The 16,788-nt window shown below is 72.1% G+C and carries 15 protein-coding genes and 1 pseudogene; 8 read left to right on the forward strand and 8 right to left on the reverse strand.

Annotation, left to right across the window (positions count from 1 at the left end; all coding sequences use genetic code 11):
* Positions 1-56: 56 nt before the first annotated feature.
* Entirely contained in the window at positions 57-992 is a 936-nt protein-coding gene (locus tag BIU95_RS17465) for a ketopantoate reductase family protein (protein WP_017886938.1), read from the reverse strand.
* 96 nt (positions 993-1,088) lie between these two features.
* On the opposite strand from BIU95_RS17465, the gene BIU95_RS17470 reads away from it, so the two are divergent.
* Entirely contained in the window at positions 1,089-1,637 is a 549-nt protein-coding gene (locus BIU95_RS17470) for a TetR/AcrR family transcriptional regulator (protein WP_071252483.1), read from the forward strand.
* A 35-nt stretch (positions 1,638-1,672) separates the two neighbouring features.
* Here BIU95_RS17470 and BIU95_RS17475 read toward each other — a convergent pair whose 3' ends face one another.
* Both BIU95_RS17475 and BIU95_RS17480 read right to left on the reverse strand, forming a co-directional pair.
* On the reverse strand, positions 1,673-2,632 hold the full coding sequence (locus BIU95_RS17475) for a hypothetical protein (RefSeq protein ID WP_175470794.1): 960 nt from the start codon (positions 2,630-2,632) through the stop codon (positions 1,673-1,675).
* Positions 2,629-3,276 carry a MerR family transcriptional regulator gene (locus BIU95_RS17480; protein ID WP_071252419.1) on the reverse strand — a complete coding sequence of 216 codons (648 nt, stop codon included), beginning with the start codon at positions 3,274-3,276 and terminating at the stop codon, positions 2,629-2,631. Before BIU95_RS17480 ends, BIU95_RS17475 begins: the two co-directional genes overlap by 4 nt.
* 338 nt (positions 3,277-3,614) lie before the next feature.
* Between BIU95_RS17480 and BIU95_RS17485 the strand changes: the two genes are divergently transcribed.
* The 6 genes and pseudogenes from BIU95_RS17485 (at position 3,615) to BIU95_RS17510 (ending at position 8,406) form a co-directional block, all read left to right on the forward strand.
* Positions 3,615-4,184 (forward strand): alternate-type signal peptide domain-containing protein, encoded by a 570-nt coding sequence (locus BIU95_RS17485; protein WP_017886942.1) that lies wholly within the window; start codon positions 3,615-3,617, stop codon positions 4,182-4,184.
* Positions 4,181-4,768, forward strand: coding sequence for a hypothetical protein (locus tag BIU95_RS17490; protein WP_042540470.1), 588 nt, complete (start codon positions 4,181-4,183; stop codon positions 4,766-4,768). The genes BIU95_RS17485 and BIU95_RS17490 overlap by 4 nt, the downstream gene beginning before the upstream one ends.
* Positions 4,765-6,033 carry a ricin-type beta-trefoil lectin domain protein gene (locus BIU95_RS17495; protein WP_139179888.1) on the forward strand — a complete coding sequence of 423 codons (1,269 nt, stop codon included), beginning with the start codon at positions 4,765-4,767 and terminating at the stop codon, positions 6,031-6,033. Before BIU95_RS17490 ends, BIU95_RS17495 begins: the two co-directional genes overlap by 4 nt.
* Positions 6,030-6,674: a signal peptidase I gene (locus tag BIU95_RS17500; protein WP_052481905.1), complete on the forward strand. Its 645-nt coding sequence runs from the start codon at positions 6,030-6,032 to the stop codon at positions 6,672-6,674. The genes BIU95_RS17495 and BIU95_RS17500 overlap by 4 nt, the downstream gene beginning before the upstream one ends.
* 221 nt (positions 6,675-6,895) lie before the next feature.
* On the forward strand, positions 6,896-7,489 hold the full coding sequence (locus tag BIU95_RS17505) for a MarR family winged helix-turn-helix transcriptional regulator (protein ID WP_042540505.1): 594 nt from the start codon (positions 6,896-6,898) through the stop codon (positions 7,487-7,489).
* A pseudogene (locus BIU95_RS17510) lies at positions 7,486-8,406 on the forward strand (NmrA family NAD(P)-binding protein). Before BIU95_RS17505 ends, BIU95_RS17510 begins: the two are co-directional and overlap by 4 nt.
* On the opposite strand, the gene BIU95_RS17515 reads toward BIU95_RS17510, so the two are convergent.
* From BIU95_RS17515 to BIU95_RS17535, 5 genes are all read right to left on the reverse strand, one after another.
* Positions 8,375-8,692 (reverse strand): hypothetical protein, encoded by a 318-nt coding sequence (locus tag BIU95_RS17515; RefSeq protein WP_156155378.1) that lies wholly within the window; start codon positions 8,690-8,692, stop codon positions 8,375-8,377. The pseudogene BIU95_RS17510 and the gene BIU95_RS17515 overlap by 32 nt on opposite strands.
* Complete coding sequence (locus BIU95_RS17520; protein WP_042540461.1) at positions 8,689-8,934, reverse strand: hypothetical protein; 246 nt, start codon at positions 8,932-8,934, stop codon at positions 8,689-8,691. Before BIU95_RS17520 ends, BIU95_RS17515 begins: the two co-directional genes overlap by 4 nt.
* Positions 8,931-9,224, reverse strand: coding sequence for a hypothetical protein (locus BIU95_RS17525; protein WP_071252421.1), 294 nt, complete (start codon positions 9,222-9,224; stop codon positions 8,931-8,933). The genes BIU95_RS17520 and BIU95_RS17525 overlap by 4 nt, the downstream gene beginning before the upstream one ends.
* A gap of 237 nt (positions 9,225-9,461) precedes the next feature.
* Positions 9,462-9,818 carry a nuclear transport factor 2 family protein gene (locus tag BIU95_RS17530; protein ID WP_071252423.1) on the reverse strand — a complete coding sequence of 119 codons (357 nt, stop codon included), beginning with the start codon at positions 9,816-9,818 and terminating at the stop codon, positions 9,462-9,464.
* Positions 9,819-9,877: 59 nt separating this feature from the next.
* A complete protein-coding gene (locus BIU95_RS17535; RefSeq protein WP_071252425.1) occupies positions 9,878-15,349 on the reverse strand; it encodes a discoidin domain-containing protein in 5,472 nt (1,823 codons plus the stop codon).
* Positions 15,350-15,500: 151 nt separating this feature from the next.
* Here BIU95_RS17535 and BIU95_RS17540 point away from each other — a divergent pair, with 151 nt between their 5' ends.
* Entirely contained in the window at positions 15,501-16,655 is a 1,155-nt protein-coding gene (locus BIU95_RS17540) for a low temperature requirement protein A (protein WP_175470795.1), read from the forward strand.
* Positions 16,656-16,788: the final 133 nt, after the last annotated feature.

The following is a 16,788-nucleotide window of genomic DNA, read 5'->3' on the forward strand; positions in this document are numbered from 1 at the left end:
AGCTGGCACCGAGCCTCCAGGCCGTTGCTGGTCGCGTCCACCGCCCGCACCCGTCGTCAGGCGCGTCGCGCCGCCCGGTCGAGGCGCGGGGTCGGGATGCCCAGGGCGGCGGCGGTCCGCCGGACGTCCTCGAGGACCGCCAGGGGTTCCGCGGCGGTCGGGTCGTCGTGCGCGGCGAGGCTCGCACGCGCGATCGGGACCAGCGCAGTGCCCGCGGCGACGAGCGTTGCCGACGTCCCCGGCAGCCGGACGGGCAGCGTCGTGGAGCGGTGTCGGGAGAGGTCGACGCCCCGCGCCTCCAGCACCGGGAGGAGTTCCCGCCCGATCCGGAACGCCTCGCGGAGCGCCCGCCGATCCCCGACCATCGTCGCCAGACCACCGCTGTGCAGGGCCTGCGCGAACATGCCGGCGTCGAGCACGACGTGCAGCCACAGCCACCCGCGGATGTCGTCCTCGTCCTGCACGGTGAACCCGGCCCGCTGGAACACCGACCGCACGAGCTCCTGCCGGTCCGGAGCCGTGCCGGTCGTCCCGAGCCGGACCGACCGGAGGACGGCACCGTGCAGGACCCCGTCGGCGTCGAACCCGCCGCCGGCGCCCGGGAACCCGAACAGCACCCGCTCCGCGGCGAGCGGTGCGACCGCGGCGAGGGGTTCGTCCCACACGTTGCCGAGGACCAGCACCGTCGCGTCACCGATGTGGGGCGCCAGGGAGGTCACGGCATCCTGCAGCCGATGGTGGCCCACGCTGACGACGACGAGGTCGTACGCGTCCGCCGTCTCGATCGACTCGACCAGTCGCGTCGGCGACGTCGTCCGGGTCCGCCGGCCCAGGGGGCCGCGGCGGCCGTCGATGACGTCGGTCTGCACGGTGTCGCCGTACTCGGCCGCGCGCCCGGGCCGCACCAGGTGGTCGACGTGGTGTCCGGAGTGCTGGAGGGCCTGGCCGTAGATCGTCGCGATGACGCCCCGTCCGAGCATGAGGATCCGCATCAGGCACCTGTCCGCTATTCTGGAGACGATCTCCACTTGGAAGATATGGAGATCATTTCCACTTGTCAAGGAGTGCCTGTGCCGGACGAGCAGCCGATGCCCGCTGAGAAGCCGATGCGTGCTGACGCCCGACGGAACCGCGACGCGATCGTCGCCGCTGCCCGGACGGCGTTCGAGCGTGACGAGCAGCTGCGCTTCGACGACTTCGCCGGACGCGCCGGGGTCGGGGTCGGCACCCTCTACCGGCACTTCCCGACGCGTGCAGCGCTGGCGGCGGCGGTGTACCGGGGCGAGGTCGATGTCCTGTGCCAGCGTGCTCGCGACTCGACGCTCCCCCCGGGCGAGAGCCTCGACGACTTCCTGCGCGGGTTCGTGGAGCACGTGGTCGACCACGCGGGGCTCGCGCGCACCCTCGCAGCAATGGTCGACGCCACCACCCAGGCGGAAGGCGGGGGAGAGCTCGAGCGGACGCTCGCCGAGCTGCTGGCGCGCGCGGCCGCCGACGGTGCCATCCGGTCCGACGTCACCTCCGGCACGGTGCTCATGCTGCTGCACGGCATCGGGGCCGGGATCGATCGCCCCGGGTGGGCGATGGAAGCCCGTGCTGCCGCCGACCTGGTCTCCCGAGGGCTCCGGGCCCGCTGACCTGCGACCGGTGGGGTCGTCCGGCCCGCGACCCGTCAGCGCAGTCGCCCCACCGGAGCGGTGCAGGCGCGGAACAGGACGGTCACGCTCGCGGCCGCGGCGAGCAGCACGAGTGCCCACGCCGCGGTTGCCACCACGCCGTTGGGATGGACCACCGACTGTCCGACCGCGGCCTGCACCGTGAGGAGCACGGTGCCCGCTGCCCATGCGACCGCCACGATGACCACGATCCGCACTTGCGTGGTCTGGTCTGCCAGCCACGGCAGGCGCCGACCGGCGGCGGCGAGCACGAGCGCGACCAGCGGGAGTACCTGCAGGGCGTGCATGCCGACGAAGTGGGCGACCCGGTAGTCACCGGCGACGGTGCTCCACCCGAGCAGCGGCACCCCTGGGCCGCCGTCCGCGATCCCCACCGTGTGGGCGCCGACGATCCCGTCCGGAGCAGTGAGCTGGGTGGGGGTCGGGCCGGTCATCAGGAAGGCGACCCCGATGCCGACGAGTGCGATGACGGCACCGGCACGGACGGCGATCGTCAGCGCCGGGGTCGGCAGACGCAGGAAGAACAGGGCGATCGAGGTGACGAAGGTGCAGAGGTAGAGCGTCGTGATCGCCACCGCCATCACCGCCCACACGACCACGTGCACGCTGTTCGACACGTTGAAGTGGCTCGTCGTGCCGGTCGCGGCGGCCCACACGATCAGCGCCTGTTCGACCACCAGGGCCACGGCGACCACGGTGCCGAGCCGCCGAGCGAGCGTCCGCCACTTCGGCAGGTGGGCGATGAGCCACGCCCAGGTGACCGCGTAGAGCAGGATCGACAGCGAGAACTTCAGCGGCTTCGCCCACGCCGGTGCCCCCAGGATGGTCCGGGGGTCCACGACGAGGCCGACGACGCAGACCGCGGTGGCCACGACCATCAGGCCGGCCACGGCCATGAGTGCCGGGTGCCACGCCACCGCTCGGCGCACGGCGGCGATCCGGCCTGGCGCGCTCATGCGCCGGCCTCGTCCGTGTCGGCGACGGGGAACAGGTCGTGGGTGGCGTCCTGCTGCGCCAGGCGCCGGAGTCCCGCGAAGAGCGGATCACCGAGGACGGTGCCGATCACCATCAGCTCCGCCATCGCGGTCCGGCCGTCGCGGTGCTGCAGCGCGGCGACGTCGGCGCGTGCTGCGCTCGCCGCTGCCGACACGTAGGCGTCGAGGTAGTCGTCCGGGGCGTCGAACCCGATGGTGCGCAGCCCGTCGAGTGCCCGCGCCGCGGTCTCGAGTCCCGGGTTGTCCGACGTCGCGCACCAGCCGGCGGCCGACACCCGTTCCTCGATCCGGGCACGTGCCTCCGGCGTCGCCTCGGACTCGGGGGACCGCGGGGTGGTCATCGCGTACTGGGCGACGGCGAAGACCTCGGCCAGCGGTGCCGTCTCGGCGTCCAGCACGGCGAGGACCTGCTTCGCGACGGCGACGGAGAGCCCGCCGGTCTCCAGGAGTGCCCGGACGAGCCGGACCCGCTCGACGTGCCGGTCGTCGTAGGCGGTCTGGTTCGGCGCGGACTTCTCACCAGGGGGCAGCAGGCCCTCGCGCTGGTAGTACTTGACGGCGGTGACCGGCGTCGACGACGCTCGGGCAAGTTCGGATATTCGCACTATCGGAGAGTAGCGCTATCTGAACCTGCCGACAAGGGGCGGCGGACCGTTGCCGATCCATGAGGGACCGTCAAGCTGTCAGTCCGCCTGTGCCTCCGCGCAGTTCGGCACGTGGGTCGTTGTCATGTCATACTCAGCGCAGCAGCAAGGTCGGCCGTCGGCCGGTCACTGCTCGCAGGGTTCGTCTCCTGCACCTGCCACTCCCAGCAGGTCGAGCACCACGTCCCTCGGTCGATGCGCCGCCCCCTCACCAGGGGCCGGCTGCCACCAGCTCATCGAGCTGTTCGACTGGACATGGTCGACGCGTATCCGACGTCCGACGTCGTAGAGAGCACACCATGCAGAAGATCATCACCGCCTCGATCATCGGCGCCGCTGGCGTCGCACTCCTGCTCGGAGGCGCCGGGACGTTCGCGCTCTGGAACTCCAGCGCAGCGACCGCCGGGGGCCACATCGTCGCCGGCGCGCTCGCGATCAAGCCGACCACGCAGGCGGCGAGCTGGACCGTCAACGGTGGGTCGCCGCTCTCGACCCTGGACGGCTACCCGATCGTGCCGGGCGACGTCGTCACCTACTCGCAGGACATGGTCGTCACCGCGAACGGCAAGGGCTTGAAGGCGACCCTGGCCGTCGATCCGGCTTCGGTCGAGGCCACCTCGACGTCCGCCCCCGCCGACGTCGCGCTGGCGAAGTACCTGTCGGCGAACGCCGTGCTCACCGCGAGCGGTGACGGGGTCTCCGGTGCCGGTGCGCCGTACACGGTGACCGGGCAGACCGGCTCGCAGCAGGACGTCCGCGTCGGGGTGACCATCACGTTCCCGAAGAGCACCACCGCCGGTGTCGAGGACGGCATGCAGAACGGGTCGGTCGACCTCGACGCCATCGCCGTGACCCTGACCCAGGCGTGAAACACCGGCGCCGAGGGGCTGCGCTGACCGGCTGGCCGGCGGCGACGTTGCTCGCCGTCGCCGCGGTGGGGGTCGTGGTCGTCGTCGCGATCTCGACCGACGGTGGCACGTTCGCACTCCTCAGCGCCCGGTCGTCCACCCAGCCGGCGACGATCACCGCCGGTTCGGCGGACCTGTCGCTGAGCAGCCTCACGCTGCCGTCTGCACCGCTGTACCCGGGCGCCACCGAGTTCGGCGTGGTCACCGCGACGAACACCGGGGACGTCCCGCTCGACCTCGGTGTCGCGACGGGACGCGCCGGCACGACGACGGCGTCGGGTTCGGCGTCCGCCGTGCGCAGCGACCTGCGGGTGACCGTGGGCGCTGCGACGTCGGCGGCTGCGTGCCGGTCCGGCAGCGTGCGCCCCACGTGGTCCGGCACCCTCGACTCCACCTCGCCGCGGTCCGCAGGCATCACCCTGCGGCCGGGGGCCGACGTCGTCCTGTGCCTCGCCGTCGCGATGCCGGCGGATGCGGCCGCCTCGCAGCAGGGCCTCAGCGCCGACTTCACCACCACCATCAGCGGGACGCAGGCAGGATCATGACCGACAGCACACGACGTCGACGAGTGCTCCTGCTCGGAGCGACGGCCGCCGCGGTCGTCGCGATCGAGCTCGCGGGCGGCGGGACTGCCTGGGCGACCTGGACCGCTCCGGCGCAGTCCGTCCGGGCCGCGGCCACGACCGGGTCCGTGGCCGTCGGCATCCGTGGCGTCGAGGACCTCGCCACCACGTACTCCTCGGACGCGCTGACCCGCACCGCGCTCGTCACGGTGTCGAACTCGGGGTCCGTGCCCGCGGCCACCACGTTGTCGCTCGCCGCGACCGCCGGATCGGCCCTGTCGAGCGCCGTCCAGGTCGACATCTGGCAGTCCACCAACGCCAACCCCTGCTCGGGCGCTCCGTCCAGTGCTGCGATCACCGGTTCGGGCACGACGATCGCCCCCGTGGTCGCCACCCTCGCTGCCGGTGCCAGCCGTTCGACCTGTGTGCGGACGTCGGTCAGTCAGGGGCAGCGCTTCGACCTGTCCGGAGGCGCGACCACGCTCGACGCGACCGTCACCGCCCGACAGGGATCCTGGACCGGCATCGCGCACGCCCGCGCGGCCCAGGTCATCGCCGACACCGTCACACCGTCCGTGCCGTCGAAGACCGCCGAGACCGACAGCAGCATCACGCTCACGTGGGCAGCACCCGCGGACACGAGCGGCATCGGTTCCTACGCCGTGTACCGGGACGGCGTCCTGGTCCGCGTCGTGCCGGCGTCCGTCCGGTCCTTCACCGACACCGGGCTGCTGGTCTCGAAGTACTACGCGTACACCGTGCGCGCGGTCGCCACGGGCACGGGCGGCAACGCTTCGCCGATGTCGCCGGGCATCCAGCACGCCACCGGGTGGCTCACCGCCACCAGCCGCTACGTCCTGCGGAACGACGCCACCGGCACGTGCATCGCCAGCGGGGGGACGGCCTCCGGCTCGCCGATCGTCACGACGTCCTGCACGACGAGCGCGACCCAGACCTGGCAGTTCACGCCCGAGGACTCCTGGCTCCGGGTCACCTCGCCGTCGAACTCGTCGCTGTACTGGGACGCCCCGAGCGACCGGTCCGCCGTGCTCCGTCCCGTCAACGACATCAGCGCCCAGAAGTGGACGGCCGAAGCGGTCGGCGCGGGCAGCGGGCTCTTCCGGTTCCGCAACCGGAACGACCTGTGCCTGACGGCGTCGAACGGGTCCGGCAGCACCAACACGATGACCGTCGCCGACTGCAGCACGTCCGGCCTCCAGCTGTTCTCGTTGCGATCGACGTCGTGACGTCCGCACCGCCGAAGCGGGAGCAGGCGCCGGTCACCCGCTGGTCGGGCGCACTCCGGCTGCTGGGGCAGACGGTCGCGGTCCTGCTCCTGATCGCCGTGGTGGGGATCGCCGCGCTGGCCATCGCGGTGCCGCGCATCACCGGGTCGGTGCCGCTCACCGTGCTGACGAGCTCGATGGAGCCGGGGATGCCGCCGGGCACCCTGGCGGTCGTCCGCCCGGTGGACCCCGCGGACATCGGCGTCGGCGACATCGTCACCTACCAGATCCGGGTCGACCGGCCCGGGGTGATCTCGCACCGGGTCGTCGCCATCGCCGTCGGTGCCGACGGTCGCCGCCTGTTCACCTTCAAGGGTGACAACAACGCAGCCGTCGACCCCGAGCGGGTCGTCGCCGCGCAGGTCATGGGCCGGGTCTGGTACTCGATCCCCGGACTCGGTTTCGTGAACACCGCCGTCGACGGCGACGCCCGCGCGTGGCTCGTGCCGACGTTGGGCGCCGCGATGATCGGCTACGCCCTGTTCCTGGTGGTGCGGTCGGTGGCCTTCGGCGGAGCCCGCGGAACGTCGCACGGACGTCGTCGACGAGCAGGTCCGGCTGTGCGAGCATCGCGAAGTGCCCGCCGCGCGCGACCTCGTTGAAGAACACCAGGTCGGTGTACCGGCGTAGCCCGTCGACCAGTGTTCGGCCAGCAGGCGTCGGCGCAGGTCGTCGAGTTCTGTCCGGGGGACCTCGACGGTGAACGGGGTGATGGCCGCGGTGTCCGGCATGGGCTCCTCGGGGCTCGACGTCGCGACAGCGCTCCGTCCCGACCACAGATGATCTTTGCGCAAGACGATCTTGTGGCGGTATGTTCTGCACCATGGACAGTCCGATGCCGACCGATGCGCTCCCCGAGATCGACTGGGGTGCCGAGGGGATCGAATCCGAGCTCGGGTGGGCGCTGCCGCTGGCGCTCCAGGGCTTCACACGGCTGGGCAGCGAAGCGGTCGCCGACGTACCTGGCGGTCCCCGCGGCTACCAGGTGCTCGTCGCGACCACCACCGAGGAACCGTCGTCGCAACTCGGACTCGCGCAGCGCCTCGGGATCGACAAGACGCAGATGACCTACATCGTCGACGCGCTCGAGACGGGCGGGTTCGTCGAACGCCGCCCCGCCCCGACGGACCGGCGGGTGCGGCAGGTCCACCCCACCGACGCCGGCCGGGCCCTGCTCGCCCGGACGCGGTCCGCCCTGCGCAGCGCCGAGGGCGTGCTCATGCGGCACCTCGACGACGACGAACAGACGACGCTGCGCCGGCTGCTGGCCCGCGTCGCCCTCACCGCCGGGCTCGGCCCCGCCGGACCCGACCACGCCGACCCCTCGTTCGAACACCCCCTCGCCGTCCCGGAGCGATCCCGACGGCGCACCACGACGACCACGTCGACCACCACTGCAGTGAGGCCCCGCCCATGACCACCACCATCCTCGTCGCCGGCGCCACCGGTGACCTCGGGCACCGCATCGTCCGCGAACTCACCCAGCACGACGTGCGGGTGCGGGTCCTCACCCGGCCCGGCAGCACGACCGCCGACGAGCGCTTCGGGGACGACCCCCGGGTCGACATCGTCACCGCCGAGTACAGCGACCACGACGGCCTGACCCGGGCCGTCAGCGGATCCGACGTCGTGGTCTCCGCCGTGAGCGGGACCCGCCCGGTGATCGTCGACGCCCAGCGCGCGCTGCTCGCGGCGACCGTGGCGGCGGGCGTCCGGCGGTTCATCCCGTCCGACTACTCCGCCGACTACCGGCGGATCGCACCCGGCACGAACCGCAATTTCGAGCTGTGACGCGAGTTCGCCGCCGACCTCGACGCCGCCCCGGTGCAGGCGACCTCGATCCTGACGGGCATGTTCACGGACCTGCTCACCGGTGACGCCCCGATGATCCTGTTCGGCCGTCGGCTCGTGCTGTTCTGGTCGTCGGCGGACCAGGTGCTCGACTTCACCACGAAGGACGACGTCGCCCGGGTCACGGCGCTCGCCGCGCTGGACGACGATGCTCCGCGGGTGATCGAGATGGCGGGCGACCGGGTCACCGCCCGCGACGTCGCGCGCACCATGGGCGAACTGACGGGGGAGCGCTTCCGGCTGCAGTGGGCCGGCACCACCGGCACGCTGTCCGCGATGAGCGCCGTCGGTAGGCGTCTGTCGAAGAACCCGGACCAGACGTTCCCGGCGTGGCAGGGGATGCAGTACTTCGTGAGCATGTTCAGCGGGCAGGCGGAGCTGCACCACGTCGACAACGACCGCTACGGCGTGCAGTCGTGGACGAGCGTCCGTGACGTGCTCCGCGCACACCTCAACGCGCAGGGCCACCCGGCGACGGACTGACGGGCGCGGTGCGCGGTCGTCGGCGGCGCAGCAGGAACGCGAGCCCGACGACGACGACCGGCACCAGCGTGAGTGCGGCGAGCCAGACGAGGACGTCCCACTCGGGCGAGAGCGGCACACCGAGTGCACTCGACGACGTCCGCCAGACCTGGTCGCCGGGCCCCTCGTGCTCGTCCATCCCCGTGACCGGGAACAGCAGTGCCGTCACCAGCGCCCAACCCACCAGCACCACGACGGCGATCAGGGTCCACGGGCGCGAAGCGGACTGGGCCGGCATCTGTGTCACCGGGCCGCGGCACGCGAGCGCTCGGCCCGGGTGCTCCACCACGTCGCGACCAAGGCTGCTGCCCCGAGGGCGAGCCCGACGACGCCTGATCCGAGACACGGGATGAGGACGAGGCCGAGGCCGATGTTCGCCCCGCCGCCTTCGGGGCCGAAGAACGCCTCGTACATCAGGGCACCGACGCCGAGGAACCCCACGGCGAGGAGCACGGTGCTGACCCAGTGGAGTGTGCGGGCTGTGGTCATGGTGGTCGTTCCCCTCGGGAGTGCGGTTGACGAATCCTCGCACGGCTGTTCCGCCGCACATTCCTGGAGCGGCATGAGTCGATCGGCACGCAGCCGGCTCGGGCCGCCCGGACGATCTGCCACACGCAGACCGCGAGCACGACGACACCGGCGAAGGCGGCGATCCACGCGCCCGCGACACCGATCATCGGCTCGGTCGTGCAGTAGCTCGTCGCTTCTCCGGGAACGGCATCGGCGCAGATGGTCGTCTGGACCACCAGCAACATCGACACCGTCACGACGACGACCACCGCGACCGTGGCTCACCCCACCACTCATTCCACCGTGCGCTCCGTCCTGCCTGCCATCGGTGGCTCAACCATGCCGTACGACGGGCCGGACCGGTGTCTCGATCCGGCAACGAATCGGCCGTGCCGACAGGCGGACTGGAGGCCCGGTGCCAGCTGGCACCGGGCCTCCCGTCCGTCAGTCGGTCGCGGTGACCGCATCGCTCACCCCCGAGGATCGCCACCGCCTGCGGGCGGTGGTCAAGCGGTCAGCAGCGTGTAGACCTTCGCGATGACGTCGCCCTCGATGAAGCAGATGTCCATGCCGGACACGACGGGCGGTGCTCCCTCAGGGCCGAAGTGCCAGGCGAGGTACCCCATCCCGTGGTTCTCGTAGACCGGGCCGGCCGGCGAGAACACGAACCCGGGCGCCTCGTCGAGCAGGCGCTGCGCCTTGGCGTGCAGCGCGTCGTGGCCGGTGACGACCTCGTCGGGGTCCAGGAACTCGACGTCCGGGGCGTACGTCCGCTCGATCGCGGCGCGGCGACGCTCGGGGTCCCGTTCCCCGAACACCTCGAACAGGTTGGCGTGCATGAGCGATTCGAGCGGTTGCGACATCGTGTCTCCGTCGGTTGTCGGCTGTTCGGTCGAGTGTGCGTGAAGCGGGGGCGTCGGCGCTACCGGATCTCGAGGTCGTACAGCGAGTAGCCGTACGGGGTCGCCCGTTCGACACCGTGCACGCGGACGTACCGCCACGAGCCGTCCAGGGCGTGCCGGTCGGTGCCGCCGTTGCCGTCCGTCTCGGTGGCGAGCGTCGTCCACCCGTCGTCGCCGGCGTTCCGCGCCTCGATCCGGTAGGAACGTCCGAAGGCGTCCTCCCACCGGAGCACCGCGCCGTGCAGGCGCTGCGGTGCGCCGAGGTCGACGGCGAGCCACTGGTCGTCGGTGTGTCCGCTCGCCCAGCGTGACCCCGGGTCGCCGTCCACGGCGTTCCGCGCGGGGACGCCGTCGCCCTCGTCGGCCGATGACGACACGGTCGCCCGTCGTGCCAGGTCCGGCGTCGGTTCGCCCTGCGTCGAGGTGACGCGGAGGTCCCAGAGGGAGACACCGAACGCGGTGTGCCGGCGGTCCGCGACGACCCGGACCCAGCGGCCGGTGACGTCGTCGCCCTCCAGCCGGTGGATCACCTCGCCGCCGGTCCCGTGGGCTTCTTCCGCGACGGTCCGCCAGGGGGCGTCTTCGTCGTCGCGGACCTGGACGCGGTAGGCCTCGGCCCACGCGGCCTCCCAGTCGAGCTGCACCTGGTCGATCGGCACGACCTGCCCGAGGTCGACCGCCAACCACGCACCGTCGCGTGCTGCGCTCGCCCACCGGGTCCGGGCGTCGCCGTCCACCGCATTGCCGCCGGACAGGTCGCCGCGCTCGTCCGACGAGGTGGTGACGGGCTTGCCGGCGGCCACGTCGCGAGAGCGGGCGGGTGCCGTTCCGCCGTCGTCGTCACCGTCGGTCGCCTCGTCGAGGGTCGTGACGGTGGCCGTCCCGGATGCTCCCGGCACGGTGGCCGTGACCGTCGCGGTCACACCGCCCTCGGCCGCTGCGGTGACGACACCGTCCGGTTCGACACTTCCGCCGCCGTCGACGGCCCAATCCGGGCGGTCCGCGGCGAGCCGCCCGCCGGACCCGTCGTGGTCGAAGCCGTAGGCCGCGAGCTCCACCCGGTCACCGGCGCGGACGGTCGCGCTGCGCGGTGCGACGAGCACGTCCGTGACGTCGACGGTCGAGGCCGCCGGGGTACCGGACACGTGCACCTCCCAGATGGAGTACCCGTACCCGGTGAGCCGCTCGGTCAGGCGCAGGCGCACGAACCGGGCGGTCTCGCCCACGGGCACCGTGTCCGCGTCGGCGGTGGTCTTGTCGACCGTCTGCACGTCGCGCCAGGGGCTGTCGGCGGTGTCCCGGACCTGCAGCACGTACCGGGCGGCGGCCGCGTTCTCCCAGTCCACCCGCACGGTGTCGACGTCGGTCAGCCGCCCGAGGTCGATCGTGTAGTCGACCTCGTCCACACCGTGCGCGCTCTCCCACCGGGTGCTGCGGTCCCCGTCGACGGCCTTCCCGGCGACGTTGCCGCCGTCCGAGGAGCTCGCGTCGACGTCGGCACCCGCTGCGGCGTCGGGGATCGACGTCACCGAGGCGACGACCGCCGAGCCCTCGACACCGCCACCGGTCGCGACGACGTACCCGGAGCCCGCGGCTGTGGTCGTCACGGTGCCGTCGCTCCCGGCGCTTCCGGCACCGGTGTACGACCAGGTGACGTCGGCGGGCAGGGCCGCCGGGTCGCCGTACTGGTCGTGGCCGGCGGCACGGAACCGCTGTGGCGTCCCGACGACGAGCCGGTCGAAGCCGGGCGTGACGTCGAACCCGGTGAGGACCGGTGCCGGTGCGACCCGGAAGGCGTACGACCCGTGCACGCCGCCGATCGTGGCGGTGACGGTCGCCCGCTCCGCGCGCTCCGATGCACGGTGGACGCCGTCGGCGCTGATCGTGCCGGTGTCGGTCGACCAGGTGACGTCGTCCAGCGCGACGGTGGCGCCGTACTGGTCGTAGCCGGTGGCGGTGAAGGTCGTGGTCGCACCGGGGACGATCGTCTTCGGGGCTCCCTGGGCGCTGACGACCACCTCGGTGAGCCGCGCGTCCAGGTGCGAGGTGATCTGCGTCTGCGCCGGGACCGCGATCTGGCCGATCACCTCGGCGCCCTCGTAGACGTCGTACGTGTGCTGCACGGTGTCGGGGTTGTCGAGCACGTAGCTGATCGTGCCGTCGGGTGCGCGGAACACCTGGCTGAGCGGGTCCGAGGTGTGCCGGTCGGTGACCTCGGTGCCGACGGTCCGGTTCGACATCGCCTGGTGGTACACAAGGCCGGCCATCGACTGCCCGGTCACGGCCGGGTCGTCGGCCTTCCACAGCGCGGCGTGCACGTCGGCGTAGGTGTCCGGGTCGTACTGCCCGAGGAACCCGAGGACGACGTTGCCGAGCGCGTCGCCCATGCCGCTGAACACCCGTGCGGCGTGCTCGGTGTCCTCGCCGGGGGTGTGGTCGGTGAGGTCGACGCCGTACAGCTGGTCGATGGTCCGGGTGTCGGCGCGGAAGTCGTCCACCAGGAACGGCATCAGCGGGGACGGGGTCGGCCAGTCCTGGGGCCTCCGGTCGGCGGTGGGACCGTCGAGCTCGGTGGGCACCAGCGAGTCGGGCAGGTTCTCCGGGGTCCAGTACCGGTCGGGGAACACCACCCGTCCGTCGTCGTCCACGCTCACCAGCAGGGTGTCGGTGGCCGGGTCGTACAGGGGGTTCGCTGCGGTTCGTCGGGTGACGTACCCGGGGTGGTTCGTCTCGACGGCGCGGATCGCATCCTGCAGCTCACCGATCGCGGCCGGCCGGTCACGGGTGATCTTCACGTCGCCGTAGCTGCCGACGCCCCACCACTTCTTCGTGAGCATCTGGATGCGTGCCGCGTTGCCGTCGGTGACCCCGGCCTGCCCGATGGACTCCGGGCGGGCGGCCATCATCTCGGCCATCAGGGCCTTCGAGAAGCCGGGATCCCAGCCGAAGTAGTCGAACCACGGGGCGATCGGCATCCACTGGATGCCGGAGATCCAGGCGGGGTCGCCGGAGAAGTACGTGGCGTGGGCCTGCCCGGAGTCGAACAGGATCCCCGCCTGCCCGTGCTCGTACTCGTCCGGGAACGCGCCGTTGCCGTCGTACGACGCCGAGGCGGGGTTGCCGCGGGCGTTCTGCCAGTACGCGCGGACGGCGGCCCGCTCGGTGACGTACTGCACCGCACCGGCGGCCTGCATCTCGTCGTCGCCCAGGACCGAGCCGAGCAGGAAGAGCCCCGCCTCGGACTGGATCGCCTCGGACGAGGACTCCTGGTTGTTGCCGCCGGGGGACGACACACCACCGGCGTTCGACCGGCCCTCCCAGATCCCGAACGTGCGCATGTGCGGGAACCGGGCGTCGTCGCGGTCCCAGTTCGCGTACTGCTTCGCGACGAGCGTCGCCATGCCCTGGTACTTCGCCGCCCACGCGTGGTCGACCCGGCCGAGCATCGCCGTCGCGACCGCGAAGTAGCCGTAGTGGAAGTGGTTGTCGTTGAACTGCGCGGACCCGTACGAGTCGGCGAACCCGATCAGGGCCTTCCACGTCGGGTACATCGCGAAGAAGTGCTCCGCCTCGCCGTCCGTGTACGTGTACCAGTCGGTCAGGGCGCGCTCGAGGGTGTCCTGCAGCGTCCGGGCGTCCTCGGTGGCACCGATCTGCCGCGCGATCGTCATGTACTCGGCGAGCTGCAGGACGTCCTTGCCGCCCCAGTAGGTGTCCCCGCCGTACGTCGTCTTCGCGGCGTAGTCGTGCAGGTACTCGCGCATGATGCGCTCGGAGTACGGGTCGTCGCCGACCGCCTCGGGTGTGGCGCCGATCGGGGTCATGCCCGTGAACGCGTAGTCCAGGGTCCAGCCGCCGTGGCCGACGGTGGTCCGCATGGTGCCGCGCGGGGTCTCGTACGTGGCGCCGGTGAAGCGCAGGTTCGTGGTGGCGTCGGCGTACTGGTGCTGCAGCCACCCCTGGACGGTGTCGTGGCTGTCGCCCTGCAGCGTGTCGGTGCGGATCGACCACTGCTGACGGACGTTCGCCGCCGCCGGGTCGTACGCGTACGTCATCGTCGTGTCACGGGGGACCGCGAACGCGGTGCGGTGCAGGTCGTCGAGGGACAACCCCTGCTCGGGCACCGCACTGAGCACCAGGTAGGGCGTGCCCGACGAGGCCTCCAGCGTGTTCCCGACCCGGGTGAAGGTGGTGTCGTCGGGGGCGTGCACCCCGAAGACGTGGCCGTCCTGGCGGATCTCGAACCGGTCCGTCGTCACCGGCAGGTCGAGCGGTTCGCCGTCCCCGTCGGTGATCTCGGCGCCGTCCTGCAGGGTCAGGCGCGGGGTCATGCCGTGGAACTCGAACCACTCGTACGGCGAACCCTGCACGCTCGTGACGTCCATGTACTGTCCGCCCGGGCCGTCCTGCGGCATCCGCCAGCTGACGTTCCAGTCACCCCAGCGGAGCGCGTCGGCCTGCTTCGCCCGGAACGTGGTCGCGAAGCGCTCGGCGAGGCCGTCCGGGGCGTCGGTGAGCAGGACCTGGTCGACCAGGACGTGTGCCCACCCGGCGCGCAGGTCGTCCACGATCCGCAGCTGCGCGGACTGCCACCGGTGCGCGGAGACGTCCCAGCTGTCCCACCGCAGCTGTTCGCTGTCCGTCCCGGTGCTGCTCGCCACGACGTCGCCGTCGACCAGCAGCTGCACGGCTTCGTGGTCGGGGTGCCGGCCACCGCCGACCAGGAACGCCAGGGTCGAACGGTCGATCGTGAACGCCGGCGACGTGAGGGTGCCGGTCGCGCCGTCGCCGTCCTCGTCGCTGAACGAGTTCAGGAAGCGTCCGCCGAGCCACCCGGAGACCGCGCTCTGCCCGGCGGCCGTCCCCGTGGCCGTTGCCGTGAACGCGTCACCGGTCGCGGTCCAGCCGTCGGGCAGTCCGTCCTCGAAGTCCGCCAGGGTGCGGTCGCTCGCGTCCGGGCTCGGTTCGACGGTCCCGCCGACCGTCACCGGTGCCTCCAGACGCATCGCCGTGCCGTCGCTGTTCCACCGCGTCGGGATCGTGAGCTTCGTGCCGGCGGCACTGTTCGACGAGACGAACGGGTACGCCCACATGTCGCCGGAGTACTTGCTGACCAGCAGGTCCGTCCACCACTGGTTCGTGGGCACCGGCTCGCCGGCCTTCGACGGATCGATGTACAGCTCCTGGTCGAGCGTCTTCCGCACGTCCGCGATGTCGGTGATCTCGTCGGGCGGGGTCGGCGCGTAGGAGCCGGCACCCACCTGCACGCCGTCGGCGGCGGGACCGACGCGGGACGAGCCTCCAGGCTGTCCCTGCGGTGCGGCAACCGCAGCACCCGGATCGGCCGGCGACCGCCGGGTGTCGGACGTCGCGGCGTGCGCCGGGGTGACGGCGGACGCCAGCAGCGTGGCGACGGTCAGGGCGCCGGCTGCGGCGCTGACGGCCGCTCGGCGGAACGACCTGGGACGGACGGCGGGACGCGGTGAGCTCACCGGGACTCCTGTCGGAACGGTTCGGCCGCGCACGACGTACACGGCCGTGGACGGCGGGGTCTGGTGGTGCTGGGCCTGCACCCGGACAGATCGGCAGCACCGGTCCCGCCGTCAGCAGTCCGCGTTCTGGGGATGCCCTACCGTTGGCCCCATGCCGACCATCGGACTGCGCCGGATGGTGCCGCGCGACCCCGACCAACGACACCGGGCAGCGAGTCCGCTCGAGCTCCTGTTCGACCTGGTGTTCGTCGTCGCCGTGGGGTTCGCCGCCACCAACCTGCACGAGATCGAGGTCGAGGGGCACGTCACCTCGGCCGTCCTGGCCTACGGGTTGGTGTTCTTCTCGATCTGGTGGGCGTGGATGAACTTCACCTGGTTCGCCACGTCGTTCGACACCGACGACTGGCTCTACCGGGTGATGACCTTCGTGCAGATGGCGGGGGTGCTCGTCCTCGCCGCCGGGGTGCACGCGGCCATGGTCGAGGACGACTTCACGATCGGCGTCATCGGCTACGTCGTCATGCGGCTGGCGCTGGTCGGGCAGTGGATCCGCGCCGCCGTGTCCTCCACCCGCTCCCGCCGCACCGCCGTCCTGCACGCCGTCGGCGTCACGGTCGTGCAGCTGCTCTGGGTGCTCTCCCTGGCCCTGCCCGACGACGTCTGGGGGTACGCGGCACCGTTCCTCGTGCTCGCCGAGCTGTCCGTGCCGATCTGGGCACAGACCTCGACGGGGACGACCCCGTGGCACACCCGGCACCTGGCCGAGCGGTTCTCGCTGTTCACCCTCATCGTCCTGGGCGAGGGACTGGTGGCCTCGGCCGGTGCGGTGATCGACGCCCTCGCGCACACCGAGCACCTCGGAGCCCTGCTGGCGCTCGCCGGCTGCGGACTGGTGATCACCGTCGGGATGTGGTGGATCTACTTCTCCCGCGAGCAGCACGCGCACATCCGCTCGCTGCCCACCGCGCTCGTGTTCGGCTACGGCCATTTCTTCGTCTTCGCCGCCGCCGGCGCGCTGCCGGCCGGCATCGAGGTCGCGGTCAGCGCCGACGCCGGACACGTCGCACTGTCGTCCGCCTCGGTCGCCGCGACCGTCGCGGTGCCGGTCGCGGTGTTCGTGCTGTCGATCTGGGCGCTCGCGATCCGGCCGTCGTTGTCCACGCGGGCCAACGCCGCGGTGGTGGCCCTGGTGCTCGTCGTCCTCGCGTCGATCGCGGTGCCGGCGGTGTCGCTGCCGCTCACCGCGCTCGCCGTGGCGGCGGTCGTCGTGACCCTCGAGGTCGCGTCCGCGCGGACCGACACCTGACGGACGACGGACGGGAGGCGGGCCCCAGCAGCCGGTACCGGCGCGACGCGCCAGCGGCGGGACGGCCGTGCCTGGAGGGACGGTGCCAGCTGGCACCGTGCCTCCCGTCCGTCAGGTGGTCGCGTCGACGGCG

The organism is Curtobacterium sp. MCBA15_007, from assembly GCF_001864905.1.
In the GTDB taxonomy this organism is placed as follows: Bacteria; Actinomycetota; Actinomycetes; order Actinomycetales; family Microbacteriaceae; genus Curtobacterium; species Curtobacterium poinsettiae.

What these genes read in the sequence shown, in the direction of transcription:
- BIU95_RS17465 (WP_017886938.1), bottom strand. Translation starts at nt 992, where the DNA reads ATGCGGATCCTCATGCTCGGACGGGGCGTCATCGCGACGATCTACGGC.
- BIU95_RS17470 (WP_071252483.1), top strand. Translation starts at nt 1,089, where the DNA reads ATGCCCGCTGAGAAGCCGATGCGTGCTGACGCCCGACGGAACCGCGAC.
- BIU95_RS17475 (WP_175470794.1), bottom strand. Translation starts at nt 2,632, where the DNA reads ATGAGCGCGCCAGGCCGGATCGCCGCCGTGCGCCGAGCGGTGGCGTGG.
- BIU95_RS17485 (WP_017886942.1), top strand. Translation starts at nt 3,615, where the DNA reads ATGCAGAAGATCATCACCGCCTCGATCATCGGCGCCGCTGGCGTCGCA.
- BIU95_RS17495 (WP_139179888.1), top strand. Translation starts at nt 4,765, where the DNA reads ATGACCGACAGCACACGACGTCGACGAGTGCTCCTGCTCGGAGCGACG.
- BIU95_RS17505 (WP_042540505.1), top strand. Translation starts at nt 6,896, where the DNA reads ATGGACAGTCCGATGCCGACCGATGCGCTCCCCGAGATCGACTGGGGT.
- BIU95_RS17520 (WP_042540461.1), bottom strand. Translation starts at nt 8,934, where the DNA reads ATGACCACAGCCCGCACACTCCACTGGGTCAGCACCGTGCTCCTCGCC.
- BIU95_RS17530 (WP_071252423.1), bottom strand. Translation starts at nt 9,818, where the DNA reads ATGTCGCAACCGCTCGAATCGCTCATGCACGCCAACCTGTTCGAGGTG.
- BIU95_RS17540 (WP_175470795.1), top strand. Translation starts at nt 15,501, where the DNA reads ATGCCGACCATCGGACTGCGCCGGATGGTGCCGCGCGACCCCGACCAA.